The following is a 25,216-nucleotide window of genomic DNA, read 5'->3' as shown; positions in this document are numbered from 1 at the left end:
CTGCGGGCCCGCTCCGGCGGCGTGCATCCGAGAACGGACAGGGTGAGAACGCACAGGATGCAAACACCTCTTGACCGCCGTCAGCCACACCTTTCTATGCTGATGCTCCAAGTTCATTTTGGCCATTGCTCCGACCGATGCAGGGAATAGGAAACGTTCAGGGATGGGAACATCGATATCGGGGCCGACGACGAAGGAAAGTCATGTCTGCATCTCTGCCCCGTTCCGCCACCCCTGCCGACGATCGCGACGCCGCGCGCGTCTCTGCGGAGCTCCGATCGGCGCGCTCGAGCGCGCCGATCCTCCGGCCGGTCGCAGCAGTACCGGCTCGCTCAGCCCTGCCGGGCCTGCCGGTACTGCGAGCGGTCCCGCATCCCGATCGCTATCTCGATCAGGCCGCCTTCGATTCCAGCACCGACACCGACGTCCCGCCGCCCGCGGTCATGACGATCCAGAAGCTGGCACTGTACGCCTTCGAAGCGCTGGAGGGATCGCGGTCGGTCGCCCAGCTGGGCGGCTGGATCACACGCGAGGTGGCGGCGGCGCTCCTCGAGCGCCGGGCAGCGCGCACGGAGCGTCGCACGCTCTACCGCGACGCCCGCCGGGTCGTCGCCTGTCCTGGCCCGGCGCACATCGATCGACCGCTCCCGCACATCATCGAGGCCACGGTGGTGCTCTACGCCGAACCCCGTTCGCGCTCGGTCGCGCTGCGCCTCGAGCACAACGGCAGCCGCTGGCGCGCGACCGACCTCACTGTGCTGTAGCCGAGTCCCCCGAGCCGCCCTCCGCACGCAGCTTCGACACCTCGTACAGCGCGACGCTCGCGGCGATGCCGGCGTTCAGGGACTCGGTCGCCGAGGAGATCGGGATCGAGACCACCGCATCGCAGTGCTCGGTCACCAGTCGCGAGAGGCCCTTGCCCTCGCTCCCGATGACCAGGATGAGCGGACGGTCCGAGAGTTCGAGCCCGGGCAGCGACAGGTCGCCGCCGCCGTCGAGGCCGACCACGAAGACGCCCTGCTTCTTGAACTCCTTGAGCGTCTGCGTGAGGTTCGAGGCCATCGCCACCGGGATGCGCGCGGCGGCTCCGGCGGAAGTCTTCCACGCTGCCGAGTTGAGCCCGGCCGAACGGCGCTGCGGCACGACGACGCCCTGCCCGCCGAACGCCGCGACGGAACGGATGATCGCCCCCAGGTTGCGCGGGTCCGTGACGCCGTCGAGCGCCACGAACAGCGGCGTCTCGCCGCGATCGATCACCTCGTCGAGCAGCTCGAGCGGGTACGCGTACTCCATGGGCGGCACCTTGAGCACGACGCCCTGGTGCACGGTATCGCGGTCGGTCATGCGATCCATCTCGGGGCGCATCACCTCGAGCACGGGGACGTTGCGGTTGGTGGCGATGCGCAGGATCTCGCGCATGCGATCGTCCATCTCGACGCGGGCCGCGATGTAGAGCGCGGTCGCCGGAATCTGAGCGCGCAGCGCCTCGACCACGGCGTTGCGCCCCGTGACGAGTTCGGCGTCGTCCTTCTTGGATCCCCCGCGGCCGCCGCGCTCCGGGGTGCGGCCCGAGCTCGTCGCGTGCCGCTGCTTGGCGGCTTCGTAGCGCTCGCGCGACTTCTTCGCCTTGTACTTGGCGTGGTACTCGCGATCCTCGGCCTTCGGGGTGGGCCCGCGGCCCTCGAGCGCCTGGCGCCCCTGCCCCCCGGAACCGACGGCCTTGCCGAGCCCCTTCTTCCGGACGGCGCCGGTGCGGTTCTTCTTATTACTCATGACAGGCTCCAGCGGGTTCCATTCGGGGTGTCTTCCAACGCGATGCCCGCGGCCTGCAGGCTGTCGCGGATCGCATCGCTCGTGGCGAAGTCCTTGTTCGCGCGGGCCGCAGCGCGCTGCTCGATGAGCGCGCTCACAAGGGTGTCGAGGGCGGGGCGGGAGGCGTCGTCCGCGTCGGATCCGGACGCCCACACGGAATCGCGCGGATTGACGCCGAGCACGTCGAGCATCGCCACGACCTCCGAGGTGCGCACCATGACCGCCTCGGCGTCCCCGGCGTCGAGGGCGACATTGCCCGCGCGCACGGTGCCGTGCAGCACTGCGAGCGCCTGCGGAATCGCGAAGTCGTCGAGCATCGCGTCCGCGAACTCGCCGGGCACGCTGCCGGCCGGTACCGCGCCCGTCCGCAGCTCGTACCAGGAAGAGCCGTAGACGGTCTCGCCGGCCTCCGCAGCCTCTGCGGGAGCGGCGAAGGGAGCGCGCAGCGACTCTGCCGAGCGCTCCAGGAAGCTCTCGATCCGGGAGAACGCCGCGTCCGCCTCGGCGAGGGACGTCTCCGAGAACTCGAGCACCGAGCGGTAGTGCGCCGAGCCGAGGAAGTAGCGCAGCACGATCGGACGCGCGGCCGCCAGCAGATCCGCGGCGAAGAGCGAGTTGCCGAGCGACTTCGACATCTTCTGCCCGCCGGTGTTGACGAGTCCGTTGTGGATCCAGTGCCGTGCGAACGGGTGGCCGGCCGCGGTCGACTGCGCAAGCTCGTTCTCGTGGTGCGGGAAACGCAGGTCCAGGCCGCCGCCGTGGATGTCGAACTCCTCGCCCAGGTAGCGCATGGCCATGGCGGAGCACTCGATGTGCCAGCCGGGGCGACCCTGCCCCCACGGCGACGGCCAGGAGGCCGAGACCGGTTCGTGCTCGCGGTGCGCCTTCCACAGCGCGAAGTCGCGCGGATCCCGCTTGCCGACCGGTTCCGAGTCGGCGGCGTCCTCCATCTGCTCGCGGCGCTGCCGGGTGAGGGCTCCGTACTCGGGCCAGGAGCCGGTGTCGAAGTAGACGCTCGCCGAGCCGTCGGCCGCCTCGTAGGCGTGCCCGCGCTCGATGAGGCGCTCGATGAGCGCGACCATCTCGGCGATGTTCGCCGTGGCACGGGGCTCGTAGGTGGGCGCCAGCACGCCGAGCGCATCGTAGGCCGCGGTGAACTCGCGCTCGACGCGGTAGGCGAGGGCCCACCACTGCTCGTTCGATCCTCGCTCCTCCTGCGCGACGCGCGCGTGGTCGAGGATCTTGTCGTCGATGTCGGTGACGTTGCGGATCAGCGCGACCTCGTGCCCCGTGGCCTCGAACCAGCGTCGCATCTGGTCGTAGACGAGCGCGCTGCGCAGATGCCCGATGTGCGGAGCCGACTGCACGGTCGGTCCGCACACGTACATGCCCACGCGGCCGGGCTCGCGGGGCTGGAAGTCGACAACCTCCTGCGCACGCGAGTCGTAAATCCGTTGTTTCACCCTCTCAGCCTACCTGGAGGGGGTTCGCTCGGTTCCCAGGCCCGGCAACGCTTCTCCCCGAACGGGCTGCGATCCGCTCCGCGACCCGCGAAGCTGCTCAGTCGAGCGTTCCGCTGAGGAAGAACTGCATCTGCTTCGCGACGCTGACCGCGTGATCCCCGAAGCGCTCGTGGTAGCGGCTGGCAAGGGTCGCGTCGACCACACCGGTGGGGTTGGCGGTGAGCTTGTCGCTCAGCACCTTCTCGAAGACCTTGGCGTGCAGCTCGTCGAGGTCGTCATCGAGATCGCGCACTTCCTCGATCACCTTCGGGTCCTGCGTGCGCAGCACCTCCACGATCTTGCTCGCCATCTCCACGTCGAGTGCGCCCATGCGCACGAAGATCTTCTTCAGACCCTTCGGGATCGCGCTCTCGGGATAGCGGTAGCGGGCGAGCTGCGCGATGTGCTGCGCGAGGTCGGCCATGCGCTCGAGCGATGCGCTCATGCGCAGGGCTCCCACCATGAGGCGCAGATCGGAGGCGACCGGCTGCTGGCGCGCGAGGATGTCGATCGTGAGCTGGTCGAGCTCGGCTGCGAGCGTCTCGATCTCATCGGCGTCGTCGATCACCTGCTCGGCGACTGAGACATCCGAGTTGCCGAAAGCCGTCGTCGCGTTCTCGATGGCCTCCTCGACAAGCTCGGCAATCTTCACCAGGCGCTCCTGCACCTCGTGCAGCGACTGCTGAAAGACCTCACGCATGCGGTTTCCTCTCTGTTCCGGGCGCCGGCGTCTCATATACAAGTGCCGACGCGCACCTCAATCAGTCTGGGCCGCGCCGGTGAACCATGCCGCACCGGCAGGTGAACAACAGTTGAACTCTACCCTCCGCTCAAGACCCTCCCATCTACGATGAGAGACATGGATCCGACTCTGCTCGTTCTCGCATCGACGGGCCTCGGCGTACTGGTCGGAGTCGGCACGGCGCTCGCGATCCAGGGGGCCAGGCGCGCGGGCGTGCGGCGCGCGGCGGAGATGCGCCCGGAACTGCCCGAGGTCGCGACCGCGATCCTCGACGAGATCGACATCTTCGCGGTGATCCTCGATTCGTCGCTCACCCCGGTGTACGCCAACCCGACCGCGCGCCAGGAGCGCCACATCAGCGACGAGCAGATCCACGACGCCGGCTTCCTCGCGCGGGCGCGGCGGGTCATGTCGACGGGGGTGCCCGACACGCGCGAACCCGATACGCACGACCCGTCGGACACGGTCAAGATCCACCTCGTGCGCCTGCAGAAGCGCTTCGTCGTGGTCCTCGCGGAAGACCTGGGCGAGGAGCAGCGGGTGAACACGATGCGTCGCGACTTCATCGCGAACGTCAGCCACGAGCTGAAGACCCCCATCGCCGCCATCGGCCTGCTCTCCGAGGCCGTGCAGCAGGCCGCCGACGAGCCTGAGGTCGTGCGCGACTTCTCCAAGAGCCTCGTCAAGGAGTCGCGGCGCCTCGGCGAGCTGTCGCGCGACATCATCCAGCTCTCGGAAGCCCAGTCCGCTCTGCGGCCCGAGGATCGCGAGGCGGTGTCGCTGCGCGACCTCGTGCGCGGCGAGGTGGAGTCGCACCGCTCATTCGCCACCCAGCACGGCGTGGACCTGGTCGTCACCGACGAGTCCGAGTTGGACCGCGACGCGGTGATCCTCGGCCGCCCCACCTCGCTCGGGTCGGCCGTCGCGAACCTGCTCAGCAACGCGATCCGTCACTCCCCCGAGGGCGGCCGCGTCGGCGTCGGCATGTCGTTCGAGCGCAAGAACTTCCTCGTCACCGTCACCGATCAGGGCGAGGGCATCGCCCCCGAACACCTGGCGCGCATCTTCGAGCGCTTCTATCGCGTCGACGGCGCCCGCACGCGCGGCGAGGGCGGCACCGGGCTCGGCCTCAGCATCGCGCGCCACACCATGCGGGCCCACGGCGGCGACGTCGACGTGTGGTCGCAGCCGGGCGTCGGGTCCAGCTTCACACTCACGTTCCCGCTCTACGAGGCCCCCGGCTCGCGCAAGAGCGCGAAGCGCGCGAAGAAGGCGCGACGCACCCTGCGTGCGGAGAACGACACGACGACCGCGACACGACAGCCGCCGTCCGAGGAACAGACCTCAGACCTCCAGAAGGGAGCCCAGTAGTGGCACAGCACATCTTGCTCGTCGAGGATGAGGAGTCGATCTCCCGTCCCCTCTCGTTCCTGCTCGAGCGCGAGGGTTACCGGGTCACCGTGGTCGATGACGGGGCCGAGGCCGTGCAGACCTTCGCCGCCGTTCAGCCCGACCTCGTGCTGCTCGACCTCATGCTGCCGAGCCTGCCCGGAACCGAGGTGTGCCGCACGATCCGCCAGACCTCGCAGGCGCCGATCATCATGCTCACCGCGAAGGACAGCGAGATCGACATCGTGGTGGGGCTCGAGCTCGGCGCCGACGACTACATCACCAAGCCCTATTCCACGCGCGAGCTGCTGGCGCGCGTGCGGGCGGCGCTGCGGCGGTCCGGGGCCGGCGACGAGGAGCGGAGCGACGATCTCGACGCGCAGGTGATCGACGAGTTCGGGATCCGCCTCGACTCGGAGCGCCACTCCGTCGCGGTGCGGAGCGAGGAGATCACCATGCCGCTGCGCGAATTCGAGCTGCTGGAGATGCTCATGCGGCACTCGGGCCGGGTGCTGACCCGAGGGCAGCTCATCGACCGGGTCTGGGGCAGCAACTACTACGGCGACACGAAGACCCTCGACGTGCACATCAAGCGGATCCGGGCGCGCATCGAGGAGGAGCCGTCCAAACCGAAGCTCATCTCGACCGTGCGGGGCGTCGGCTACCGCTTCGGGTAGATGCACGCTCGACGGGGCTCGAGCCCCGTCGAGCCGAGATCCCGATTCTTGTCGTTCTCCGGGAAGAGAGGCGACAAGAATCGGGATCTCGGCGAGGCTCCCCGCTGATTGAGCGAGGAGCAAAGCGACGAGTCGGGATCCAGCAGGCGGCCCACCACCGCCTCCGGACGCACGAAACCCCCGGATCCGCTGCGGGATCGCGGGGGTCTCGAAGACGAGAGCGCCAGGGCCTAGTGCTCGTGATCCTCTTCGTCGTGCTCGGTCTCGGTGTCGTCGCCGATCTTCGACTCGGCCGCAGCCTCGTCGGCCTCGGCGAGCTCCTCCGCGGCCGGCGACTCGTCTGCCTGGCTGAAGCCGGCGGGGAGCACGTACTTGCGGTACTCCTCGAGGGTGCCGTCGAGCACCGGGACCTCGCGCTCGACCTCGGACGCACCGGGCACCTGGAAGTAGGCGGTCACCGTGGCACCGGGCTGGAGACCCGGGATCGACACGAGCACCGGCGCCTCCTCCCCGTCGGGATCACCGAAGAGCGTGTTGCCGGTCGGCACGGTGAACTCGGCGCGCGCCTGCTGCCCGCCCTCGCCCACGAAGCTGATGGCGAGGTCCTGGGGCTCGCCCGTGCGGTTGACCGCACCGAACACGACGTTGAAGTTCTCACCGCTCTCGTCGGCGATCAGCAGGAGGTTGCGCACGTCGACGCTCTCCACGGAGACGTCGATGCCGTCGCTCGGAGCATACGGCTTGAGCGTGCCCTGCGGCGCGATCAGGCTGCATCCGGTCGCGCCGAGCGCGAGAGCCGCCGCCAGGGCGACAGACGAAGCGATCCGAATCTTCAAGGTGGTCCTCCGAGCCGTGGTTCGATCCCTGTGCACATGCGTCGCCGTCGGCGAACACAGTTTGGAATCATCATAACCGCCAGGCCACATGCGATGCAGCTTAGGTAAGCCTAACCCTGTGAATCGGAAGTGTGGTATTCTAGTGGTTGGACTGTAAAGGAGCCACTCGATGCAATTTGAGGTCGGAGAGACCGTCGTCTACCCCCACCACGGCGCAGCCAAGATCATCGAGGTGAAGAAGCGCAAGCTCGGCGGAGAGGAAAAACTCTTCCTGAAGCTGCAGGTCAACCAGGGTGACCTCACCATCGAGGTGCCCGCGGAGAACTGCGATCTCGTCGGCGTGCGCGATGTCATCGACCAGGAAGGCCTCGAGCGCGTGTTCGAGGTGCTGCGCGCGCCCTTCACCGAGGAGCCGACCAACTGGTCCCGCCGCTACAAGGCGAACCTCGAGAAGCTCGCCTCCGGCGATGTGATCAAGGTGTCCGAGGTCGTGCGCGATCTGTGGCGCCGCGATCAGGAGGTGCGCTCGCTCTCCGCCGGTGAGAAGCGCATGCTCGCGAAGGCGCGCCAGATCCTCGTCTCCGAGTTGGCGCTCGCCGAGAAGACCAATGAGGAGAAGGCCGGCGCGGTGCTCGACGAGGTCCTCGCCTCGTAGCACCTCGATCCCGTTGATCCGGAAACGCCCCGCTCTCGAGCGGGGCGTTTTGTCGTTTCGGAGCTCCGCCGCACCGCGCCCGGCTGCACGGCGCGGCAGCGGCGCAGCGCGGCAGCGGCGCCGGCCGGCGACTACCTCGCGGAGCCCAGCGAGGCGGTGAGCTCCGCCGCGGCGGCCTTCACCGCCTCACCCATCTCGTCCACTTTGCCGGGGGGCAGGCGGAAGCTCGGCCCGGCGATGCTGAGCGCGGCCACGCGGCGCCCGTCCTCGGCGAGCACGGGCGCCGCGATCACCGTGGAGTCGGCGTCGTCGACCGCGGCCATCACCACGTACCCGGATTCCGGCACACGGCCGTCGAACACCTCGCCGGCGGCGGAGCCGGTCATCGACACCGTGCGCCCCTCCCAGCCGTCGAATCCGACGTGCCGGATCGGCAGCGGACTCTGCACCTCCCTCAGGAAGGTGCAGGTGTTGGCGGGGCCCGGCACCGCCAGATAGCTCGACTCCGAAGTGGTCGCGGTCAGCCTCCGCATCACCGGCGCGGAGAGGTCGATCAGGTCCTCGGGCCTCGCCGCCTCGGCGGAGACGCGCGACTGGATGAAGCGCCGGCCGAGCGAGTACCGCCCGTCCGAGGCCCGCGAGACGTACCCCCAGCTCTCGAGCGCGCGCAGCATCCGCAGCGTCGTACTGGTGGGCAGCTTGCCGGCCCGAGCGAGGTCGCTCAACGGCAGCGGACCGCGATCCACGACCAGCGTGAGTATCTCGAGGGCCCGGTGCACCGCCTGGGGGCCGAGCGACGCGTCGACTTCCTGCCCGTGAGCGGCCGTCGCCTTATCGGCCATCTTCGTTCTCCCCGTGTCGAGCATCTGCGTTCGGTCGTCTCATCGCAGTCTAACCGCCCGGCCCGCGATCAACGCCCGGCGGACACGAGCATCTCCGAGGTCTCGACCGTTTCGGCGATCGCGCCGATCAGACCCGTCGCGATCTCCACGTCCCCCCGCAGATCGCGATCGCGGACATCGCTCGGCAGCTCGTCGGCGATCTCGATCAGCCGGGTGAGTCCGGGCGAGAGCCGCGAGGCGCCCCGCAGGCGCAGGGCGCGCACGGCCACCAGGATCTCGCAGGCCACCATGACCTCGTACCCGTCGAGCGCGCGCTGCAGCTTGCCCAGCGCGGTCGGCGCGAACGTCGCATCGTCCTCGACCCCGCACGAGAGCACAGCGCTCTGCGTCGACACCGGCGAGGCGGCAGCGAGCACCTCCCCCATCGCGCTGGCCGAGACGTACTCGACGATCATGGTCCCCGAGCTCGCACCCGGTTCGGGGGCGAGGAAGCGCGGCAGCCCCGAGAAGGCGTCGTCGTTGATGAAGCGCAGCCTCCCGAGGGCGAGCGGAGCCGTCTGCGCGAGTGCGATCGCGGTGGCATCGAGCTCGTGCGCGAGCCAGTTCTCGAGAAAGGCGCCGTGGTGCACCGCGACCCCCTGCTCGGCGAAGAACCGCGGGTTCTCCTGCGAGCTGCTGATCAGCGTCTCGACCGACTCGCCGAGTCGCTGCACCCCGCAGGTGAGCACGCTCATCGCGGGAAGGAACCCCCGGTAGGCGAACGGGTCCTGGATGCGGGCGGGCTCCCAGGTCGGCTCTCCGATGACCCCCGCGAGTCGCGAGGCCGTCCGGGAGGCGGTGGGGCTGCCGACCGCGAGGGCCGCTTCCGCCGAGAACGCCGAGAGATTGGCGCGCGCGGCGGCGGCCGAGAGCGCGAAGGCCGCGATCCCGGCATCCGCGAGCGAGGCCAGGCGGGATGCGGCGAGCGCGGCGCCGCCCAGCGTCAGCGCGCTCGAGCTCATGAAGGGGAGCGCACTGTCGGCCCGAATCGGCCCGATCGGCTCGAAGCCCCCGCCGCTCGTGGGGCGCTCCCCGGCCAGGGCGAGGGCGGCGCCCGCGAGCGCCGACAGATCGGCCGTGCCGATCCCGCCGTATCGGCGCACCTCGGGCAGACTCCCGCTCACGAGCATGCGCTCGAGACCGTCGATCAGCGAGGGATCGATACCCGAACCCGGATGCAGCAGCTGGTTGAGACGCACCACCAGCATCGCTCGAGTGGTCTCGGCGTCGAACGCGGGTCCGGCGTCCACCGCGTGGCTCCGCAGCAGGTTCATGCCGTGGGTCACGGGATCGGTCGCGGCGGCGGTCGAGCGATTCGCCCCGACCCCGGTCGATCGCCCGTAGACCGGCTGCCGCTCGGCGATCGCGTTCGCCCGGTGGTAGTGGCGCTCGATGTCCTCGCGCGCCGACGCTGAGACCCGCACGGCGGCACCGCGGGCGACGGCCGCGACATCGTGAACGGTGAGCCTGTTCGGAAGTGTGTACGTCATCTGCGCCCTGCCATCGTGTTCGGGAGTATTGCAAGTTTCTCCCTACTTTATTACTCTATGAACAAGGAAAGTTTCACTAGCTGAAAATACTTGGGTATTCTGGGCTCGGATCCTTCCCCGCACACCTCGATGCGCCGACGCAGAGATACGGAGACGAAGTTGTCACCCCACACCCCGAGCACCGCTTCACATTCAGACGCGACCACCGCGCGGCACGGATCGTGCGCGCACCGAATCGAGGAGACGGAACGCGCATGATCGAGTTCAAGAACGTCGTCAAGACCTACGACAACGGCACGACGGCCGTCGCAGACCTCTCGTTCGTCGCCCCGACCGGCAAGATCACCGTGCTCGTCGGCCCCTCGGGCTGCGGCAAGACCACGACGCTGCGCATGGTGAACCGCCTGATCGAGCAGACCTCCGGGTCGATCCTGCTGGGCGGCGAGGACAACACGAAGACCGACACCATCCGCATGCGGCGCAAGATCGGCTACGTCATCCAGAACGCCGGCCTCTTCCCGCACCAGACCGTGATCGACAACGTCTGCGCGGTTCCCTACCTCAACAAGAGCGACAAGCGCGGCGCCCAGGCCCGCGCACTCGATCTGCTCGAGCTCGTCGGCCTCGACCGCAGCTACGGCTCGCGCTACCCCTGGCAGCTGTCGGGCGGGCAGCAGCAGCGCGTGGGCGTCGCCCGCGCACTCGCGGCCGACCCGCCCTACATGCTGATGGACGAGCCCTTCAGCGCGGTCGACCCCATCGTGCGCAAGCAGCTGCAGGCCGAGTTCCTGCGCATCCAGGGCGATCTGGCCAAGACCATCGTCATGGTCACCCACGACATCGACGAGGCGCTCAAGCTCGGCGACCAGATCGTCGTGCTCAAGGAGGGCGGGATCCTCGCGCAGATCGGCTCGCCCGCCGAGCTCCTCGCGAACCCCGCGGATCAGTTCGTCGCCGACTTCCTCGGCGAATCGCGCGGCTACCACGCGCTGAACTTCGAGCGCATCTCGGATCTCGCTCCCGAGCGCACGCCGTCGGCGCAGCTCGGGGAGCCGGTCGCCGCACCCGACGGGGCCTGGGTCGTGATCTGCGACGCCTTCGAGAAGCCGATCGCGTGGGCTCGTGCAGAGAACGGGATCGCCGCGGCCGACGGGCTCAGCCCCGCCACCCCGGTCTCGCACGACCACGGCAGCCACCGCGAGCTGCTCGACGCCGCGCTCTCGAGCCCCGCCGGACGCGCCGTCCTGGTCGACGGCGCCGGAGGATATGTCGGCACGCTCGGCTCGGACGCCGTCATCCGCAGCGCGGTCGACGCACTCGCAGAGGAGCGTCAGATATGAGGCTCGACTGGATCGCAGCCAACGCGGACCAGATCCTCCAGCTCACCGTCGCGCACCTCTGGCTCACCCTGCTGCCGACGCTGATCGGACTGCTCCTCTCGATTCCGCTCGGCTACCTCGCCTTCACCCATCGCCGGTTCTACCCGCTCATCGTCGGCGGCACCAGCCTCTTCTACACGATCCCGTCGCTCGCGCTCTTCATCCTGCTGCCCAAGCTGATCGGCACCAAGATCCTCGATCCGATGAACGTGGTCGTCGCGCTCATCATCTACACCGTCGCCCTGCTCGTGCGGGTGGTCGCCGACGGGCTCGACTCGGTGTCGCCCGACGTGGTGAAGGCCGCGCAGGGCGTCGGTTTCACCCGCGCCCAGACCTTCTTCAAGATCCAGCTGCCCATCGCGGTGCCCGCGATCCTCTCCGGCCTGCGGGTGGTCGTGGTCTCGAACATCTCGATCGTCACCATGGCCGCCGTGATCGGCATCGCGCAGCTCGGGTCGCTCTTCACGATGGGCTTCACCAGGCGCCTGTTCGTCCCGATCGTGGTCGGCCTCGTGGTGTGCCTGCTGCTCGCCCTCGTGCTCGACCGACTGCTCGTGCTGCTCGGCAAGGTCGTCACCCCCTGGAGCCAGAAGGGAGCCCTGTGATGGATATCCTCGGATGGCTCACCGACCCGGCCAACTGGAGCGGCGCGGGATCGATCCCGTATCAGGCTCTCATGCACCTGCTCTACTCGCTGATCGCCCTCGTCGTGGCCGCGCTGATCGCGGTGCCGCTCGGCGTCTTCGTCGGCCACACCGGCAAGGGCGAGAGCCTGATCATGGGATCGGTCAACGCGATGCGCGCCCTGCCGACGCTCGGCCTCCTGATCCTGCTGGTGCTCATCATCTCGCCGGTGTTCAGCAGCAACCTGGCCTTCGTGGTGCCCTCGCTCATCGTGCTCGTGCTGCTCGCGGTCCCGCCGATTCTCAGCGGAGTGGCCAGCGGCATCCGGGCCATCGACCGCTCGGTGATCGACGCGGCGCGGGGCATGGGCTTCTCGACGGCCCGGATCGTCTGGAAGATCGAGATCCCCTGCGCGCTGCCCCTCACGCTGTCGGGCATCCGCGGCGCCACCCTGCAGATCGTCTCGACCGCGACGGTCGCCGCCTACGTCTCTCTCGACGGCCTCGGGCGATTCATCATCGACGGCCGCGCCGGCAACGACTACGCCGAGATGGCCGGTGGCGCGATCGTGCTCGCGGCCCTGGCGATCCTGCTCGAGCTGGGCTTCGCGGCGCTGGGCCGCGTGCTCGTCTCGCCCGGACTCACCCGCCGCGTGCGTCAGAAGGCGCCGACGCCCCTCGACACCGAGACCGCGGTGCTCAGCCTGGCCCGATCCTGACCCCTCACGACAGCACCACCCTCGAAAGGAACCCCATGCGCAAGAAGCTCCTGCTCGCCGGGATCGCCGCCGCGGCCGCGATCGCCCTCACCGCCTGCTCCGGCGGAGACCCGATGAGCTCCGACCCCGGAAGCACCGGCGGAGAACCGGGCAAGATCATTGTCGGCTCGGCCGACTTCGCCGAGAGCCAGCTGCTCGCCACCATCTACTCGCGAGCGCTGCAGAACGCCGACGTCGAGGTCGAGGAGAAGCTCAACATCGGCAGCCGCGAGGTCTACCTCGAGGCGCTGCGCGACGGCTCGATCAACCTGCTGCCCGAGTACAACGGATCGCTGCTGAACGAGCTCGACGGCGAGGCCGACTCGAGCGATCCCGACGGCATCCGCGCTCAGCTCGACGAGCTGCTCGCCCCCGAGGGCATCATCGTGCTCGACGAGGCGGAGGCCGAGAACACCGACACGCTCGTCGTCGTGCCGGATGTCGCCGCCGAGCACGGGCTCGTCGACATCTCGGACCTGGAGCCGATCGCGCACGAGCTCACGCTCGCCGGCCCCGCGGAGTGGAAGTCGCGCTTCGAGGGCGTGCCCGGCCTGCAGGAGGTGTACGGCCTCGAGTTCGGGGAGTTCAAGGTGCTCGATGCGGGCGGCCCGCTGACCCTCGCGGCGCTGCAGAACGGCCAGGCTCAGCTCGGCGACATGTTCAGCTCCGATCCCGCGATCGCCGAGAACGACCTCGTCGCGCTCGTCGACGACCAGGGACTGTTCCCGCCGGCCAACATCCTACCCGTGATCCGCGAGGACGCGGCCACGGACGAGGTGACCGCGATCCTCAATCGCATCTCGGCGGCGCTCACCACCGAGCAGCTGATGCAGATGAACGGCCGCGTCGCCGCCGGTGACGACATCGGGGCGATCGCCGACGACTGGCTGAGCGAGCAGGGGCTCTCCGGCTCGTAGAGCGGAACCCGCAAACTCTCCGCTACGCGCGTCAGTAGGTTTGCCTCGGTTTGGTGACAACTACTGACGCGCGTTTTTCCGTCTCCGTCGCCCGCGCCGCGAGTACGCTGGGGTCATGAGCTCGTCAGCACTCGCGAACGAACAGGCCGGGGCGACCCCGCATCAACTCGCCGCGCTGGGCGTGGTGCTCGTCGGGGCCGGCCGCGGTGAACGGCTCGGCGCCGCGGAGCCCAAGGCCTTCGTGGAGCTCCACGGCCGCGCGCTCATCGAGTTCGGGATCGGCGTGATCACCTCGCTCCCCCACGCCGGGCACCTCGTCGTCGTCGTGCCGGAGTCGCACGCCGGCCGCACGCTCGAACTCGTCGAGCTGGTGCTGCCGCAGGGGTCGCCCTGGGAGGTCTCCGTGGTGCCCGGCGGCCGCCATCGCCACGAGTCGGTGAGCTTCGGCCTCGACGCCCTGCCCGAGTCGGTCGACACCGTGCTCGTGCACGATGCCGCGCGCCCCTTCGCCAGCGCGGCGCTCTTCGAGCGGGTCATCGCCGAGGTGCGCCGCACCGGCGACTCCGTGATCCCCGCCCTGCCCGTCGCCGACACGCTGAAGCGCGTGGACGCCGACGGCGTGGTGCACGAGACGGTGGACCGCGCGCCCCTCGTGGCGGTGCAGACGCCGCAGGGCTTCCCCCGCGAGACGCTCGCGGCGGCGCACGACACCTCCGGGCTGCAGTCGGGCGCCGACCCCACCTCCGACGCCCCGACGGACGACGCCGAGGTGGTGCAACGCGCCGGCGGACGCGTTCGCACGGTCGCCGGCGAACTCCGCGCGCACAAGCTCACCACGACCGCCGACCTCGCGATCCTGGAGTACTTCCTCACCGCGAACGCGCTGGGTCTGGAGCACGAGGCGTGATCCGGGTCGGCACCGGCATCGACGTGCACGCCTACGACGCGGGATCGCCGCTGCGCCTCGCCGGCCTCGACTGGCCGGGCGAGCCCGGGCTCTCGGGGCACAGCGACGGCGACGCCGTGTGCCACGCGGTGGTCGACGCCCTGCTCTCGGCGGCGGGGCTCGGGGACATCGGCGGACTGATCGGGGTGGACGAGCCGCAGACGGCCGGAGCGGCGAGCACCGAGTTCGTGCGGATCGCCCTGGCGCGGCTCGGCGAGCACGGCTGGCGGCCCGTCAACGTGTCGGTGCAGATCGTGGGCGAACGGCCCCGTTTCGCGCGGCGCCGCGAGGAGGCGCAGCGCACGATGTCGGCGCTCGTCGGCGCCCCGGTGAGCCTCGGCGCCACGACCACGGACGGTCTCGGCTTCACCGGCCGCGGGGAGGGACTGGCCGCACTCGCGACCGCGCTGATCGAACGCACGCCGACCGAGTAGGCGATCGACGCCCAGGAGGACGAAAAACGCTGAATCGTCCTCCTGGGCGTCGACTGCCTGTCTGGGCGGTGCGCACGAGAAGACCTCGGCTCAGGGTCGCGGCTAACCCCCGTACGCGCCGACCAGCTTCACGGCTCCGCCGTCGACGCCCTTGGCGCCCTGCTCGAAGCCCTCGAACTCGCGCGACGCGGTCGAGATGGTGCCGGCGACCCAGGTGTCGAGACCCTCGGCGGTGAGCGCCGCCGCGACCTGCGGCGCACGATCAGCGGCGACCACCGCGAACATGCCGATGCCCAGGTTCCAGGCGCCCTCGAGCGACTCGAGCGTGTGCCCGCCCAGTTCGGCGAGGTGGCGGAACACCGGCAGCGGCGACCACGTGCCGCGATCCAGCTCGACCCAGGCCCCCTGCGGCAGCACCCGCGCCAGGTTCGCGGCGATCCCGCCGCCCGTGACGTGGCTGAGCACGTGGATCGCACCGTCGAGCGCGGGATCCTCGAGCACGCGCAGCAGCGGCGCGGTGTAGAGCGCCGTGGGGGTGAGCAGCGCCTCGCCGTAGCTCGCGCCCAGTTCGTCGCTGCGGTCCCCGTAGCCGATGCCGCGTTCGGAGAGGATGTGGCGCACGAGCGAGAAGCCGTTGGAGTGCAGACCGGAGGCGGCCATGGCGAGCACCACGTCGCCGTCCTCCACCCGCGTCGGCGCGAGCATCTTGTCGGCCTCGACCACACCCGTCGCGGCGCCCGCCACGTCGTACTCGTCGACGCCCAGCAGCCCGGGGTGCTCCGCCGTCTCGCCGCCGACCAGCGCGGTGCTGGTGGCCTCGCAGGCCTCGGCGATCCCGCGCACGATGTCGGCGATGCGCTGCGGCACCACCTTGCCGCAGGCGATGTAGTCGGTCATGAAGAGCGGCTTGGCCCCGACCACGACGATGTCGTCCACGACCATCGCCACGAGGTCCTGGCCGATCGTGTCGTGCTTGTCGATGGCCTGCGCGATCGCCACCTTCGTGCCCACGCCGTCGGTGGACGAGGCGAGCAGCGGACGCTTGTAGCCGAGCAGCGCCGACGCGTCGAACATGCCGGCGAAGCCGCCGACTCCGCCGAGCACCTCGGGGCCGTGCGTGCGCGCAACGGCCGACTTCATCAGCTCGACGGCGAGGTCGCCCGCTGCGGTGTCGACGCCGGACCGGGCGTAGGCGGACGAGGCGCTGTTCGAGGAGGTTTCGCTCACCAGTTCAGTTTAGCCTGCCGTGCGCGCCCCCCTATCCGTTCCGAAGCGATGCGTATCGGGAGCCGCCGTGCAGCCGTGGTGTGGGACACTAGAAGTCGCGTCTGTTCGACGTCTCACCATCTCGCAGGGAGCGAACACAACAGTTATGTGCGGCATCGTCGGCATCGTCTCGTCCGAGCCCGTCAACCAGCAGATCTACGACAGCCTGCTCCTCCTGCAGCATCGCGGCCAGGACTCGACGGGAATCGCCACGCTCGACGGAGACTTCTTCCACGTGGTGAAGACGAAGGGGCAGGTGCGCGAGGCCTACCGCACGCGCGACATGCGCAGTCTGACGGGCAGCGTCGGCCTCGGTCACGTGCGATACGCGACCCGCGGATCCGCTGCGGCGGAGCAGGAGGCCCAGCCCTTCTACGTGGGCGCCCCCTACGGCATCATCCTCGTGCACAACGGCAACCTGACGAACACCCGCGAGCTCACCGCGGACCTCTACAACGTCGATCGCCGGCACCTCAACACCAACTCCGACACCGAGTTGCTGCTCAACGTGCTCGCGAACGAGCTGCAGGCGGGCATCACCGGCCTCTCCCTCGACAAGGACCAGGTATTCGGCGCCGTGTCGCGGCTGCACGAGCGGGTCGAGGGATCCTACGCCGCGATCGCCCTCATCGCGGGTTACGGCCTGCTCGCGTTCCGCGATCCGCACGGGATCCGCCCGCTGGTGCTCGGACGCCGCACCGGCGCGAACGGCCAGGACGAGTGGGTCGTCGCCTCGGAGTCGCTGGTGCTCGAGTCCGGCGGCTACGAGATCGTGCGCGACGTCGAGCCGGGCGAGGCGATCCTCATCTCTCCCGACGGCTGGATGTACTCGCAGCAGTGCGCGAAGAACCCTCGCCTCGCACCGTGCGCCTTCGAGTACATCTATCTCGCCCGCCCCGACTCCGTGCTCGACGGCATCTCCGTCTACGACGCGCGTCTGCGCCTCGGCGACGTGCTCGCCGAGGAGATCGCCGAGCAGCTGGCGGACGCCGACATCGACGTGGTCATGCCGATCCCCGACTCCGCACGCCCCAGCGCCATGCAGGTCGCGCAGAAGCTCGGCATCGAGTACCGCGAGGGCTTCTTCAAGAACCGCTACGTCGGCCGCACCTTCATCATGCCCGGCCAGGCCGTGCGCAAGAAGAGCGTGCGCCAGAAGCTCAACGCCATGAGCGTCGAGTTCAAGGGCAAGAACGTGCTCATCGTCGACGACTCCATCGTGCGCGGCACCACCTCGCGCGAGATCGTCGAGATGGCGCGCGCCGCGGGAGCCAAGTCGGTGACCTTCGCCTCGGCCGCACCCCCCGTCGTCTACCCGCACGTCTACGGCATCAACATGCCCTCCCGCAAGGAGCTCATCGCTCACGGCCGCACCTCCGAGGAGATCGCCGCTGAGTTGGGCGCCGACCATCTCATCTACATGAGCGTCGAGGGGATGAACCGCGCCATCATGGCGGGGCAGGATCACGTCACCGAGCTCGAGCAGAGCTGCTTCACCGGAGAGTACATCGCGGGCGACATCGACGCGGAGTACCTCGCCTGGGTCGAGGAGACGCAGGAGAGCTGAGGGATCTACCCCTCCCGCCTCTCCTGCCTCTCCTGGCTGCGAGGGCGCGGCCGGCGTCGTGCCCGTCTCGACCAGGAACAGCGTCTCGCATCGAGAGTGTGCGGGAATGCGAATCGCCCCGCTACTTCCTCAGTAGCGGGGCGATTCGGATGAAGCGCGGTGCGCGGGTCAAGCCTGCGGCTTGTCCGGCGTGCCGCCGTTCTCGCTCGTCGGCTGGCCGGCATCGTTGCTCGGCGTCGCGGGAGGAACCGGCGGTGCCGACGGCTCTGCCGCTTCGTTCTTCGCGGTGCCCGATTCCTCGGAGTCGCTGCGCACCTCTTTCTTGAGGATGCGCATCGACTGCCCCAGGCTCTTCGCCAGCCCCGGCAGCTTCGGCGCACCGAACAGCAGCAGGACGATGAAGAGGATGACCAGCAGCGTGGGGCCGGACAGGTTTCCGATCATGTGGGTGAGCTCCGAATCGTAAGCGTCAGATCATTATGGCACGTCGGGGCGCTGCCCGGAGGGGGCGGGATCCCGCGTCTCCTCGGCGTCGCTGCGCACCTCTTTCTTGAGGATGCGCATCGACTGCCCCAGGCTCTTCGCCAGCCCCGGCAGCTTCGGCGCACCGAACAGCAGCAGGACGACGAAGAGGATGACCAGCAGATGCCATCCGCCGAGGTTTCCAAGCATGAGAGCAGCTCCGATCGGTGGTGATGTCGCGATTATCGCACGTCGGACTGAATCGCGACCCCGGTGCCCCGCTGCCGCCTCGCCACGAGCCCGAGCACCAGGGAGACGAGCCCGCCGAGCCCCAGACCGATCGCTCCGCCCATCACCGCGAAGAAGCCGACGGCCTGGCCCAAGGTGTAGTCGGCGCCCTCCTCGACCGGGAAGAACAGTGCGGCGACGGCTGCCACGACGATGCCGAGCACCGCGCCGCCCACGATCACCCGACCGTAGCGCACGGAACGCTGCAGCGTGACCTCGCGCTCCACCTCCTCGATCACGGGCGTGTGCTCGATCTCCGCCGGTGCCGGATCGGCCTGCGCGGACTCGACCTGCGCTACAGGCTCGGCCGCTTCGGGGGCCGGTTTCTCCGCGGCCTCTTCGTTACTCATGCTCCCATTCTCTCAGGGGTCTCCTGGGGGATCGGCGAGGGCGGTCGCACGAAACGGGCGGCCGGAGCGACGCCCGGAGCGATCGCCGGGCGATCAGAGCGGGCGGCGCATGATCGGCAGCAGGCCGTGCAGGTCGGCTCGGGATCCCGAGGCGACGATCCTCGCCTCCTCGACCGCCGTCTGCCAGTCGATCCGCCCGGTCGCGAGCGCCAGCCAGGTCTCGGGGTCGGTCTCGATGACGTTGGGCGGGGTGCCCCGGGTGTGCTTCGGCCCCGCCACGCACTGGGTCGCGCCGAACGGCGGCACCCGCACCTCGACGGAGTTGCCGGGAGCCAGCTCGGCGAGCTCCTCCAGCAGGTAGCGCACCGCGGTCGCGAGCACGGTGCGGCTCGTATCGCCGGCGAGCGCCGCGGTGAGGGCCGTCTGCCCGTCGGCCTCCGAGATCCTGCGCTTCGCCATAACGCACTCACTCTACCGCCCCACCGCAGCCCTTCTCCCCCCTCCAGCGGGCCCCGCCCGGGACGAGGATCTTCACCGTTCCAGATACACGCGAGCGGCGGGTGATGCCGAGATCGGCAAAGCCGAGTTTGGCTGGGTCTGGCAGCGAGCGCAGCGAGCCGGATAACGAGGCGTGCCGATTTCGGCATCACCCGCCGCGGGACCCCCACTATCCTGGAACGGTGAAGATCCTCGTACTGGGGCCGGGTGCCCGCGAACACGCTATCGTTCTTGCCCTCCTCGCAGAGGACGCGGACCACGAAATCGTCTGCGCACCGGGCAACGCCGGGATCGCCGCGAGCGGGGTCGAGACCCCCGAGCTCGCATACTCCGACCCCGAGGCCGTCGCCGCGTTCGTGCGCGAGCGCGGCTTCGACCTCGTCGTGGTCGGCCCGGAGGCTCCGCTCGTGGCGGGCGTCGCGGATCCGCTGCGCGCCGCCGGGGTGCCCGTGTTCGGCCCGGATCGCGCGGCGGCCGAGCTCGAGGGATCTAAGGCCTTCGCCAAGCGCGTGATGGACGAGGCCGGGGTACCGACCGGCCGCGCCGTGCGGGTCGCATCGGTGGACGAGGCCGGACCCGTGCTCGACGAGTTCGGGGCTCCCTACGTGGTGAAGGCGGACGGACTGGCCGCGGGCAAGGGTGTGCTGGTGACCGAGGATCGCGCCGCGGCGCTGGATCACGTGGCCACCTGGGCCCCGCACGGCGATGTGCTCATCGAGGAGTTCCTCGACGGCCAGGAGGTGTCGCTGTTCTTCCTCGCGGACGGGCACGACGTGCTGCCGCTGAGCCCGGCGCAGGACTACAAGCGCATCTTCGACGGCGACGAGGGGCCCAACACCGGCGGCATGGGCGCATACTCCCCGCTGCCGTGGGTGGAGGAGGGTTTCGTCGACGAGATCACCCGCACCGTCGCACTGCCCACCGTGCGCCGCCTCGAGGCCGAGGGCACGCCCTTCGTCGGACTGCTCTACTGCGGCCTCATCGTCACGTCGAAGGGCGTGCGGGTCATCGAGTTCAACGCGCGCTTCGGCGACCCGGAGACGCAGGTGGTGCTCGCGCGGCTCGAGTCTCCGCTGAGCCGCTACCTGCTGGCGGCGGCGAACGGCGAGCTCGCCGCGCAGCCCGATCCCGAATTCTCCGAGGATCCCGCCGTGATCGTGGTCGTGGCGAGCGAGGGGTATCCCGGAGAGGTCGTCACGGGTCGCGAGATCACCGGGCTCGACGCCGCCGCCGCGGTGCCCGGCGTGCACCTGGTGCACGCCGCGACCGCCCGCGACGACGACGGCGGCTGGATCGCGACCGGTGGCCGCGTGCTCGGCGTCGTGGCACGCGGCGCCGACTTCGGCGATGCCCGGGCCCGCGCCTACGAGGCCATCGAACTCATCGGGCTCGATGGCGGGCAGCACCGCACGGACATCGCTGCGCGCGTCGCCTGACGCACACAGCGGGCCGCGCCGCTACGCGCCGCGGATGAGGGTGTCGAAGTCGGGTTCCTCCGGCTTCTCCGCCTCCACCAGGCGCTGGATCTCCACGGTGTCGTTCTCAGATGTGTCGTTCTCGGATGTGTCGCTCTCGGAACTGTCATGCTCAACCGCGGCGGGCAGATCCACCGCTTCCAGCACCTGCACCGATCCGGTGTCGAGCTCGAGGTGATCCCCCACCTGGGGCTCCGCCTCGACCTCGACGATCTCGACGTCCGATCCTTCCGAGTCGTCGACCTCGCCGTCCACCGCTTCGGGCGAGACCTCGAGCGCTCCGCTCGCCGACGCGTCTGACTCCTCGCTGCCCTGCTCCGTCGTGTCGGCGTCGGTATCCGTGTCCGGATTCGTGGCCGTGTCAGTGTCAGTGTCCGTGTCCGCAGAAGGCTCGACGGTCGCGCCCGCAGGGTTGGCGGATTCGTCTCCCGCCTCCGCACGGTCCGCGTCGGGATCCTCGACCGGCGCGTCAGCATCCTCAGCCGGCTCAGCGCCGCCGGCCGCCTCGATCGCGGCGGTGAGTTCGGCCAGCAGCCCCTGCCACTCGCGCTGCGCCGCCGCCGCGCGCTCGGCGGGTGCGGCGAGCGCGTCGAATCCGGTCTCGGTGATCGTCACACCGGTCTCGCGTCCCTGCGAGCGCAGCGTCATCAGCACCGCGGTGCCGCGCTCTTCGCCGGCCTCGCGCCAGGTGAACCCGACCGCGTGCCCCTCGACCCAGACGTCCACGGCGCCCTCGGCCTCGCGCTGGTCCGCGGCGGTTCCCGACTCCGCACCTCCGTGGACGGCGATGGTGCCGCCGACACCGGCCTCCAGCTGCAGCCCGGGCCACCACGCGGCACGGCGTTCGGACTCTGCGAGGTACGACCACACCGCGGTCCTGGCGGCCTTCACCCGGCTCCGCGCTACTACCGGTCCAAGCGGAATCATGGTGCTCCTTCTGCGTCGATACCACTTCTGCGTCGTACTGCCCGGACACGGTCTAGTGAGGACCGGTGCCCTTGCAATTGAGCGTAGCCGCCCCCTCCGACATATCACCTGGAACTCCGTGAAAAGTCACCGATCCGTCACCCTTTTCGTCACCCGCCGGCAGGCCGCCCGCCACCCTGCCGCCCGCCGGCTACATCTCTCTCCTTCCCCACCTCCGAAGTGGGAGTCGCGTTCTGCTGCTACCCCGCGGGCGATACGGCAGAACGCGACTCCCACTTCGCCGCTGCGGCACAGACACGAGCGAAAAGCGGTCGGAGAAAAGCGAGACGCAGGTGCGGACCCGGCGGATCCGCCGCGCATGGTGAAAGAATGGACGGGTGACGCAACTCTCCGCACCCCCGCAGCTCGACGGCTGGAAGCACATCTACTCCGGCAAGGTCCGCGACCTCTACGTGCCGGCAGACGGGTCCGAAGCCCACCTGCTCGTGGTCGCGAGCAACCGGGTGAGCGCGTTCGACCACGTGCTCGAGCCGCCGATCCCCGGCAAGGGGGCGCTGCTCACCGCCCTGTCGAACTGGTGGTTCTCGCGCATCGACGTGCCCAACCACCTCGCGGGTGAGGGATCCGGGGCCCCCGCCGTCCCCGAGGCGGTCGCCGACCGCGCCATGGTGACCCGCAGGCTCGAGATGTTCCCCGTGGAGTGCGTGGTGCGGGGCGCCCTCACCGGATCGGGGTTCGCGGAGTACCAGCGCACGGGTGCCGTCTGCGGCATCGAGCTGCCTGAGGGCCTCGAGGACGGCGATCTGCTCGAGACCCCCATCTACACCCCGGCGTACAAGGCGGCGCTCGGCGAGCACGACGAGAACATCACCTACGAGCGCAGCGCCGAGCTGGTCGGCGAAGAGGTCGCGGCCGCACTGCGCGACGCCTCGCTGCGCATCTTCACCGCGGCGCGGGATCTCGCCGCCGAGCGGGGCGTGGTGCTCGCCGACACCAAGTTCGAGTTCGGGCGCGATCCGAGGGCCGAGGGCGACCGGGCCGGCGAGCTGGTGCTGGCCGACGAGGTGCTGACGAGCGATTCCTCGCGGTACTGGGACGCCTCGGCCTACTTCGACGCCGGTCTGGCGCGGGCGGATCGCCTGGCCTCGTTCGACAAGCAGATCGTGCGCAACTGGCTCGCCGCCAACTGGGACAAGCAGGGCGAGCCGCCCGTGCTGCCCGACGAGATCGTCTCGCAGACCTACGCCCGCTACGCCGAGCTCTACACCCGCCTCACCGGCGAGTAGCCTCCCCCTCCCCCTCCCCCTGAAACCACGTGGCGCCCGGGCCACCACTGCGACGGGAGCCGAATCGGAGCTCGCGCCTCTGAACGGTGGCGGGGGCAGGTTTTCTGCGCGCCGCGTGGCCGGGCCTGGCGGGAGCGGTTCGCGCCGTCCGCAGGACCGCGCGAACCGCGGATGGATAGCGGCGTGCAGAAAACCTGCCCCCGCCACCGGCACACCACGGTGTGCGAGAATTGAGTGAGCTTCACCTCGAGAAACGGAGACCCCGGGTGCCCACGATTGTTGTTGATGTCATGCCCAAGGCCGAGCTGCTCGATCCGCAGGGCAAGGCGACCACGGGCGCGCTGGATCGCCTGGGCCACGGCAAGTTCCAGAACGTGCGCATCGGCAAGCGCTTCGAGTTCACGGTGGAGGGCGACGTGACCGACGCCGTACTCGCCGAGGTGCGCCAGGTCGCCGATGAGATCCTCTCGAACGCGGTGATCGAGGACGTCGTTTCGATCACCGTCGACGGCGAGGCTCGCTGATGACCGCCCGGATCGGCGTCGTCACCTTCCCCGGATCGCTCGACGACCGCGACGCGCAGCGCGCCATCCGTCTCGCCGGGGCCGAGCCGGTCGAGCTCTGGCACGCCGATCACGACCTGCAGGCCGTCGACGCCATCGTGCTGCCCGGCGGCTTCAGCTACGGCGACTACCTGCGTCCCGGCGCCATCGCCGCGATCTCGCCCATCATGACCGAGGTGATCGACGCCGCGAACAAGGGGCTCCCCGTGCTCGGCATCTGCAACGGCTTCCAGGTGCTCGTCGAGTCGCACCTGCTGCCCGGCGGCCTCATCCGCAATGCGCACCAGCAGTTCATCCGCCGCGATCAGCGGCTCGTGGTCGAGAACGCCGATACCGCTTGGACCAACGAGTTCGAGCAGGGCGAGGAGATCGTGATCCCGCTCAAGAACGGCGACGGCGGCTACATCGCCAATGACGAGACCCTCAAGCGGCTCGAGGGCGAGGGCCTCGTGGCGTTCCGCTACGCGGGCGTCAACCCCAACGGCTCGCTGAACGACATCGCGGGGCTCACGAACGAGCGCGGCAATGTCGTCGGCCTCATGCCGCACCCCGAGCACGCCGTCGAGCCGGGCTTCGGCCCGGACATGCCCGAGGCGATGCGCTCCGGCGTCGACGGGCTGAAGTTCTTCACCAGCGCGGTGAACGCGCTGGCCGCCCGGGTCTAGTCCGCGGCGAAGACGCGAGAGGGGCGGTGGATCAGCGATCCACCGCCCCTCCGTCGCTTCCCGTGTCCCCGTTCTCCCCGCCTCACATACGTTGGCTCGGCTCTCACCCGTGTTTCGGATGGGATTACCTGAATCCAGCCGAAATACGGGTGAGAGCCGAGAAATGGGTGCGGAACGGGCTCGTTCCGGAGTCGCCGCCGGTCGACCCCGGGGCTCGGCCCGCTTACGCGACCGCGCGCGACGGCTGCTCCAGGGCGAAGCGGTAGGCGAGGATCAGCCGGGGCTGCGCGCGGCCGGGGATGTCGATCTCGAAGTCCCGTTCCGGGACGCGGGAGAAACCCATGCGCTCGTAGAGCCGCTGCGGCGCGCGCATCTGCTCGCCCGTGTGGAGGGCGACGGCGACGAGGCCCCGATCGCGGGCGATCCCGAGGCAGTGCTCCATGATGGCGGCGCCGATCCCCCGCCCGCGGGCGGCGTGGGCGACGCCGAGGAGCCGGACGTCCATCTCGTCCGGGGCGGTGTCCGGCTGGAGCCGCTCGCCCGGCAGGGGGATCGTGATGGTGCCCAGCACGGCCGGACCGCGCTGGGCGGCGCCCGGCCGCTCGGCGTCGCCGGTGGCGTCGGCGTCGCCGGCGGCGGGGTGGGCATCGACCGCGACGAGCACCTCCGAGCGCGCGTCGCGTCCGCCGACGTCCTCGATCTCGGCAAGGTAGTCCCCGCCGAGCGCGTAGTCCTGCTCGTAGGCGGCGCGCACGAGCGCTCCGACCTCCGCGTACTCCTCCGGCCGGATCCGCCGGATCTCGATCCCTGCACTCACCCCGGCAGCCT

At 69.8% G+C, this 25,216-nt stretch carries 28 protein-coding genes; 15 read left to right on the top strand and 13 right to left on the bottom strand.

Going from position 1 to position 25,216, the window contains the following annotated elements:
- Positions 1-203 precede the first annotated feature (203 nt).
- Entirely contained in the window at positions 204-764 is a 561-nt protein-coding gene (locus AMS65_RS13845) for an Rv3235 family protein (protein WP_157502285.1), read from the top strand.
- Here AMS65_RS13845 and rlmB read toward each other — a convergent pair.
- From rlmB to phoU, 3 genes are all read right to left on the bottom strand, one after another.
- A complete protein-coding gene (rlmB, locus tag AMS65_RS13840; protein WP_053384766.1) occupies positions 751-1,773 on the bottom strand; it encodes a 23S rRNA (guanosine(2251)-2'-O)-methyltransferase RlmB in 1,023 nt (340 codons plus the stop codon). The two genes, AMS65_RS13845 and rlmB, sit on opposite strands and share 14 nt — an antisense overlap.
- Complete coding sequence (cysS, locus tag AMS65_RS13835) at positions 1,770-3,275, bottom strand: cysteine--tRNA ligase (protein WP_053384765.1); 1,506 nt, start codon at positions 3,273-3,275, stop codon at positions 1,770-1,772. Before cysS ends, rlmB begins: the two co-directional genes overlap by 4 nt.
- A gap of 97 nt (positions 3,276-3,372) precedes the next feature.
- Positions 3,373-4,014, bottom strand: coding sequence for a phosphate signaling complex protein PhoU (gene phoU, locus AMS65_RS13830; RefSeq protein ID WP_053384764.1), 642 nt, complete (start codon positions 4,012-4,014; stop codon positions 3,373-3,375).
- A gap of 159 nt (positions 4,015-4,173) precedes the next feature.
- On the opposite strand from phoU, the gene AMS65_RS13825 reads away from it, so the two are divergent.
- A complete protein-coding gene (locus AMS65_RS13825; RefSeq protein ID WP_083451713.1) occupies positions 4,174-5,427 on the top strand; it encodes a sensor histidine kinase in 1,254 nt (417 codons plus the stop codon).
- Positions 5,427-6,122 carry a response regulator transcription factor gene (locus tag AMS65_RS13820; protein ID WP_053384763.1) on the top strand — a complete coding sequence of 232 codons (696 nt, stop codon included), beginning with the start codon at positions 5,427-5,429 and terminating at the stop codon, positions 6,120-6,122. The genes AMS65_RS13825 and AMS65_RS13820 overlap by 1 nt, the downstream gene beginning before the upstream one ends.
- 230 nt (positions 6,123-6,352) lie before the next feature.
- On the opposite strand, the gene AMS65_RS13815 is transcribed toward AMS65_RS13820, so the two are convergent.
- Positions 6,353-6,958, bottom strand: a complete 606-nt coding sequence (locus AMS65_RS13815; protein ID WP_053384762.1) for a hypothetical protein — start codon at positions 6,956-6,958, stop codon at positions 6,353-6,355.
- Positions 6,959-7,127: 169 nt separating this feature from the next.
- Between AMS65_RS13815 and AMS65_RS13810 the strand changes: the two genes are divergently transcribed.
- Positions 7,128-7,613, top strand: a complete 486-nt coding sequence (locus AMS65_RS13810; protein WP_053384761.1) for a CarD family transcriptional regulator — start codon at positions 7,128-7,130, stop codon at positions 7,611-7,613.
- Positions 7,614-7,744: 131 nt separating this feature from the next.
- Here the strand turns inward: AMS65_RS13810 and AMS65_RS13805 are convergent, their stop codons facing one another.
- Positions 7,745-8,455 (bottom strand): IclR family transcriptional regulator, encoded by a 711-nt coding sequence (locus AMS65_RS13805; RefSeq protein ID WP_075201016.1) that lies wholly within the window; start codon positions 8,453-8,455, stop codon positions 7,745-7,747.
- A gap of 68 nt (positions 8,456-8,523) precedes the next feature.
- On the bottom strand, positions 8,524-9,984 hold the full coding sequence (locus tag AMS65_RS13800; RefSeq protein ID WP_053384759.1) for an aromatic amino acid lyase: 1,461 nt from the start codon (positions 9,982-9,984) through the stop codon (positions 8,524-8,526).
- A gap of 254 nt (positions 9,985-10,238) precedes the next feature.
- On the opposite strand from AMS65_RS13800, the gene AMS65_RS13795 reads away from it, so the two are divergent.
- The 6 genes from AMS65_RS13795 (at position 10,239) to ispF (ending at position 15,041) form a co-directional block, all read left to right on the top strand.
- Positions 10,239-11,324: an ABC transporter ATP-binding protein gene (locus AMS65_RS13795; RefSeq protein ID WP_053384758.1), complete on the top strand. Its 1,086-nt coding sequence runs from the start codon at positions 10,239-10,241 to the stop codon at positions 11,322-11,324.
- Positions 11,321-11,968 (top strand): ABC transporter permease, encoded by a 648-nt coding sequence (locus AMS65_RS13790; RefSeq protein WP_053384757.1) that lies wholly within the window; start codon positions 11,321-11,323, stop codon positions 11,966-11,968. Before AMS65_RS13795 ends, AMS65_RS13790 begins: the two co-directional genes overlap by 4 nt.
- The gene (locus AMS65_RS13785) at positions 11,968-12,705 is read left to right on the top strand and encodes an ABC transporter permease (protein ID WP_193787032.1); all 738 of its coding nucleotides are present in this window, start codon (positions 11,968-11,970) and stop codon (positions 12,703-12,705) included. The genes AMS65_RS13790 and AMS65_RS13785 overlap by 1 nt, the downstream gene beginning before the upstream one ends.
- 35 nt (positions 12,706-12,740) lie before the next feature.
- Positions 12,741-13,661: an ABC transporter substrate-binding protein gene (locus tag AMS65_RS13780; protein ID WP_053384756.1), complete on the top strand. Its 921-nt coding sequence runs from the start codon at positions 12,741-12,743 to the stop codon at positions 13,659-13,661.
- Positions 13,662-13,776: 115 nt separating this feature from the next.
- Complete coding sequence (ispD, locus tag AMS65_RS19985; RefSeq protein WP_053384755.1) at positions 13,777-14,568, top strand: 2-C-methyl-D-erythritol 4-phosphate cytidylyltransferase; 792 nt, start codon at positions 13,777-13,779, stop codon at positions 14,566-14,568.
- Positions 14,565-15,041 carry a 2-C-methyl-D-erythritol 2,4-cyclodiphosphate synthase gene (ispF, locus tag AMS65_RS19980; protein WP_053384754.1) on the top strand — a complete coding sequence of 159 codons (477 nt, stop codon included), beginning with the start codon at positions 14,565-14,567 and terminating at the stop codon, positions 15,039-15,041. The genes ispD and ispF overlap by 4 nt, the downstream gene beginning before the upstream one ends.
- A gap of 102 nt (positions 15,042-15,143) precedes the next feature.
- Here ispF and purM read toward each other — a convergent pair whose 3' ends face one another.
- A complete protein-coding gene (gene purM / locus AMS65_RS13765) occupies positions 15,144-16,268 on the bottom strand; it encodes a phosphoribosylformylglycinamidine cyclo-ligase (protein ID WP_053384753.1) in 1,125 nt (374 codons plus the stop codon).
- A gap of 145 nt (positions 16,269-16,413) precedes the next feature.
- Here purM and purF point away from each other — a divergent pair, with 145 nt between their 5' ends.
- Positions 16,414-17,874 (top strand): amidophosphoribosyltransferase, encoded by a 1,461-nt coding sequence (gene purF / locus AMS65_RS13760; protein WP_053384752.1) that lies wholly within the window; start codon positions 16,414-16,416, stop codon positions 17,872-17,874.
- A 168-nt stretch (positions 17,875-18,042) separates the two neighbouring features.
- On the opposite strand, the gene tatA (AMS65_RS20475) is transcribed toward purF, so the two are convergent.
- From tatA (AMS65_RS20475) to AMS65_RS13740, 4 genes are all read right to left on the bottom strand, one after another.
- On the bottom strand, positions 18,043-18,318 hold the full coding sequence (gene tatA, locus AMS65_RS20475; protein ID WP_053384751.1) for a twin-arginine translocase TatA/TatE family subunit: 276 nt from the start codon (positions 18,316-18,318) through the stop codon (positions 18,043-18,045).
- A gap of 33 nt (positions 18,319-18,351) precedes the next feature.
- Positions 18,352-18,546 (bottom strand): twin-arginine translocase TatA/TatE family subunit, encoded by a 195-nt coding sequence (gene tatA / locus AMS65_RS13750; RefSeq protein ID WP_053384750.1) that lies wholly within the window; start codon positions 18,544-18,546, stop codon positions 18,352-18,354.
- Positions 18,547-18,578: 32 nt separating this feature from the next.
- The gene (locus AMS65_RS13745) at positions 18,579-18,974 is read right to left on the bottom strand and encodes a hypothetical protein (RefSeq protein WP_053384749.1); all 396 of its coding nucleotides are present in this window, start codon (positions 18,972-18,974) and stop codon (positions 18,579-18,581) included.
- Between the two features lie 93 nt (positions 18,975-19,067).
- Complete coding sequence (locus tag AMS65_RS13740; RefSeq protein ID WP_053384748.1) at positions 19,068-19,433, bottom strand: sterol carrier family protein; 366 nt, start codon at positions 19,431-19,433, stop codon at positions 19,068-19,070.
- 221 nt (positions 19,434-19,654) lie between these two features.
- Between AMS65_RS13740 and purD the strand changes: the two genes are divergently transcribed.
- Positions 19,655-20,908, top strand: a complete 1,254-nt coding sequence (gene purD / locus AMS65_RS13735) for a phosphoribosylamine--glycine ligase (RefSeq protein WP_053384747.1) — start codon at positions 19,655-19,657, stop codon at positions 20,906-20,908.
- A 21-nt stretch (positions 20,909-20,929) separates the two neighbouring features.
- Here purD and AMS65_RS13730 read toward each other — a convergent pair whose 3' ends face one another.
- Positions 20,930-21,874 carry an SRPBCC family protein gene (locus AMS65_RS13730; RefSeq protein WP_083451712.1) on the bottom strand — a complete coding sequence of 315 codons (945 nt, stop codon included), beginning with the start codon at positions 21,872-21,874 and terminating at the stop codon, positions 20,930-20,932.
- A gap of 377 nt (positions 21,875-22,251) precedes the next feature.
- Between AMS65_RS13730 and AMS65_RS13725 the strand changes: the two genes are divergently transcribed.
- The 3 genes from AMS65_RS13725 to purQ all read left to right on the top strand — a co-directional run bounded on the left by AMS65_RS13725 (position 22,252) and on the right by purQ (position 24,388).
- Positions 22,252-23,160, top strand: coding sequence for a phosphoribosylaminoimidazolesuccinocarboxamide synthase (locus AMS65_RS13725; RefSeq protein WP_053384745.1), 909 nt, complete (start codon positions 22,252-22,254; stop codon positions 23,158-23,160).
- Positions 23,161-23,426: 266 nt separating this feature from the next.
- A complete protein-coding gene (gene purS / locus AMS65_RS13720; protein WP_053384744.1) occupies positions 23,427-23,684 on the top strand; it encodes a phosphoribosylformylglycinamidine synthase subunit PurS in 258 nt (85 codons plus the stop codon).
- Complete coding sequence (gene purQ, locus AMS65_RS13715) at positions 23,684-24,388, top strand: phosphoribosylformylglycinamidine synthase subunit PurQ (RefSeq protein ID WP_053384743.1); 705 nt, start codon at positions 23,684-23,686, stop codon at positions 24,386-24,388. The genes purS and purQ overlap by 1 nt, the downstream gene beginning before the upstream one ends.
- Positions 24,389-24,611: 223 nt before the next feature.
- On the opposite strand, the gene AMS65_RS13710 is transcribed toward purQ, so the two are convergent.
- The gene (locus tag AMS65_RS13710; protein ID WP_053384742.1) at positions 24,612-25,205 is read right to left on the bottom strand and encodes a GNAT family N-acetyltransferase; all 594 of its coding nucleotides are present in this window, start codon (positions 25,203-25,205) and stop codon (positions 24,612-24,614) included.
- Positions 25,206-25,216: the final 11 nt, after the last annotated feature.

The sequence above is a fragment of the Leucobacter celer subsp. astrifaciens genome (assembly GCF_001273835.1).
GTDB classification, from domain to species: domain Bacteria; phylum Actinomycetota; class Actinomycetes; order Actinomycetales; family Microbacteriaceae; genus Leucobacter; species Leucobacter celer.
The sequence above is the reverse complement of the archived record's forward strand: the minus strand, read 5'-3'. Positions and strand labels throughout refer to the sequence as shown.

Bases quoted from the DNA above. Each gene is read 5' to 3' on its own strand.
- AMS65_RS13845 (WP_157502285.1), top strand. From the start codon at position 204: ATGTCTGCATCTCTGCCCCGTTCCGCCACCCCTGCCGACGATCGCGAC.
- rlmB (WP_053384766.1), bottom strand. From the start codon at position 1,773: ATGAGTAATAAGAAGAACCGCACCGGCGCCGTCCGGAAGAAGGGGCTC.
- phoU (WP_053384764.1), bottom strand. From the start codon at position 4,014: ATGCGTGAGGTCTTTCAGCAGTCGCTGCACGAGGTGCAGGAGCGCCTG.
- AMS65_RS13825 (WP_083451713.1), top strand. From the start codon at position 4,174: ATGGATCCGACTCTGCTCGTTCTCGCATCGACGGGCCTCGGCGTACTG.
- AMS65_RS13810 (WP_053384761.1), top strand. From the start codon at position 7,128: ATGCAATTTGAGGTCGGAGAGACCGTCGTCTACCCCCACCACGGCGCA.
- AMS65_RS13805 (WP_075201016.1), bottom strand. From the start codon at position 8,455: ATGGCCGATAAGGCGACGGCCGCTCACGGGCAGGAAGTCGACGCGTCG.
- AMS65_RS13800 (WP_053384759.1), bottom strand. From the start codon at position 9,984: ATGACGTACACACTTCCGAACAGGCTCACCGTTCACGATGTCGCGGCC.
- AMS65_RS13795 (WP_053384758.1), top strand. From the start codon at position 10,239: ATGATCGAGTTCAAGAACGTCGTCAAGACCTACGACAACGGCACGACG.
- AMS65_RS13790 (WP_053384757.1), top strand. From the start codon at position 11,321: ATGAGGCTCGACTGGATCGCAGCCAACGCGGACCAGATCCTCCAGCTC.
- AMS65_RS13785 (WP_193787032.1), top strand. From the start codon at position 11,968: ATGGATATCCTCGGATGGCTCACCGACCCGGCCAACTGGAGCGGCGCG.
- AMS65_RS13780 (WP_053384756.1), top strand. From the start codon at position 12,741: ATGCGCAAGAAGCTCCTGCTCGCCGGGATCGCCGCCGCGGCCGCGATC.
- ispD (WP_053384755.1), top strand. From the start codon at position 13,777: ATGAGCTCGTCAGCACTCGCGAACGAACAGGCCGGGGCGACCCCGCAT.
- purF (WP_053384752.1), top strand. From the start codon at position 16,414: ATGTGCGGCATCGTCGGCATCGTCTCGTCCGAGCCCGTCAACCAGCAG.
- tatA (WP_053384751.1), bottom strand. From the start codon at position 18,318: ATGATCGGAAACCTGTCCGGCCCCACGCTGCTGGTCATCCTCTTCATC.
- tatA (WP_053384750.1), bottom strand. From the start codon at position 18,546: ATGCTTGGAAACCTCGGCGGATGGCATCTGCTGGTCATCCTCTTCGTC.
- AMS65_RS13745 (WP_053384749.1), bottom strand. From the start codon at position 18,974: ATGAGTAACGAAGAGGCCGCGGAGAAACCGGCCCCCGAAGCGGCCGAG.
- AMS65_RS13740 (WP_053384748.1), bottom strand. From the start codon at position 19,433: ATGGCGAAGCGCAGGATCTCGGAGGCCGACGGGCAGACGGCCCTCACC.
- AMS65_RS13730 (WP_083451712.1), bottom strand. From the start codon at position 21,874: ATGATTCCGCTTGGACCGGTAGTAGCGCGGAGCCGGGTGAAGGCCGCC.
- purQ (WP_053384743.1), top strand. From the start codon at position 23,684: ATGACCGCCCGGATCGGCGTCGTCACCTTCCCCGGATCGCTCGACGAC.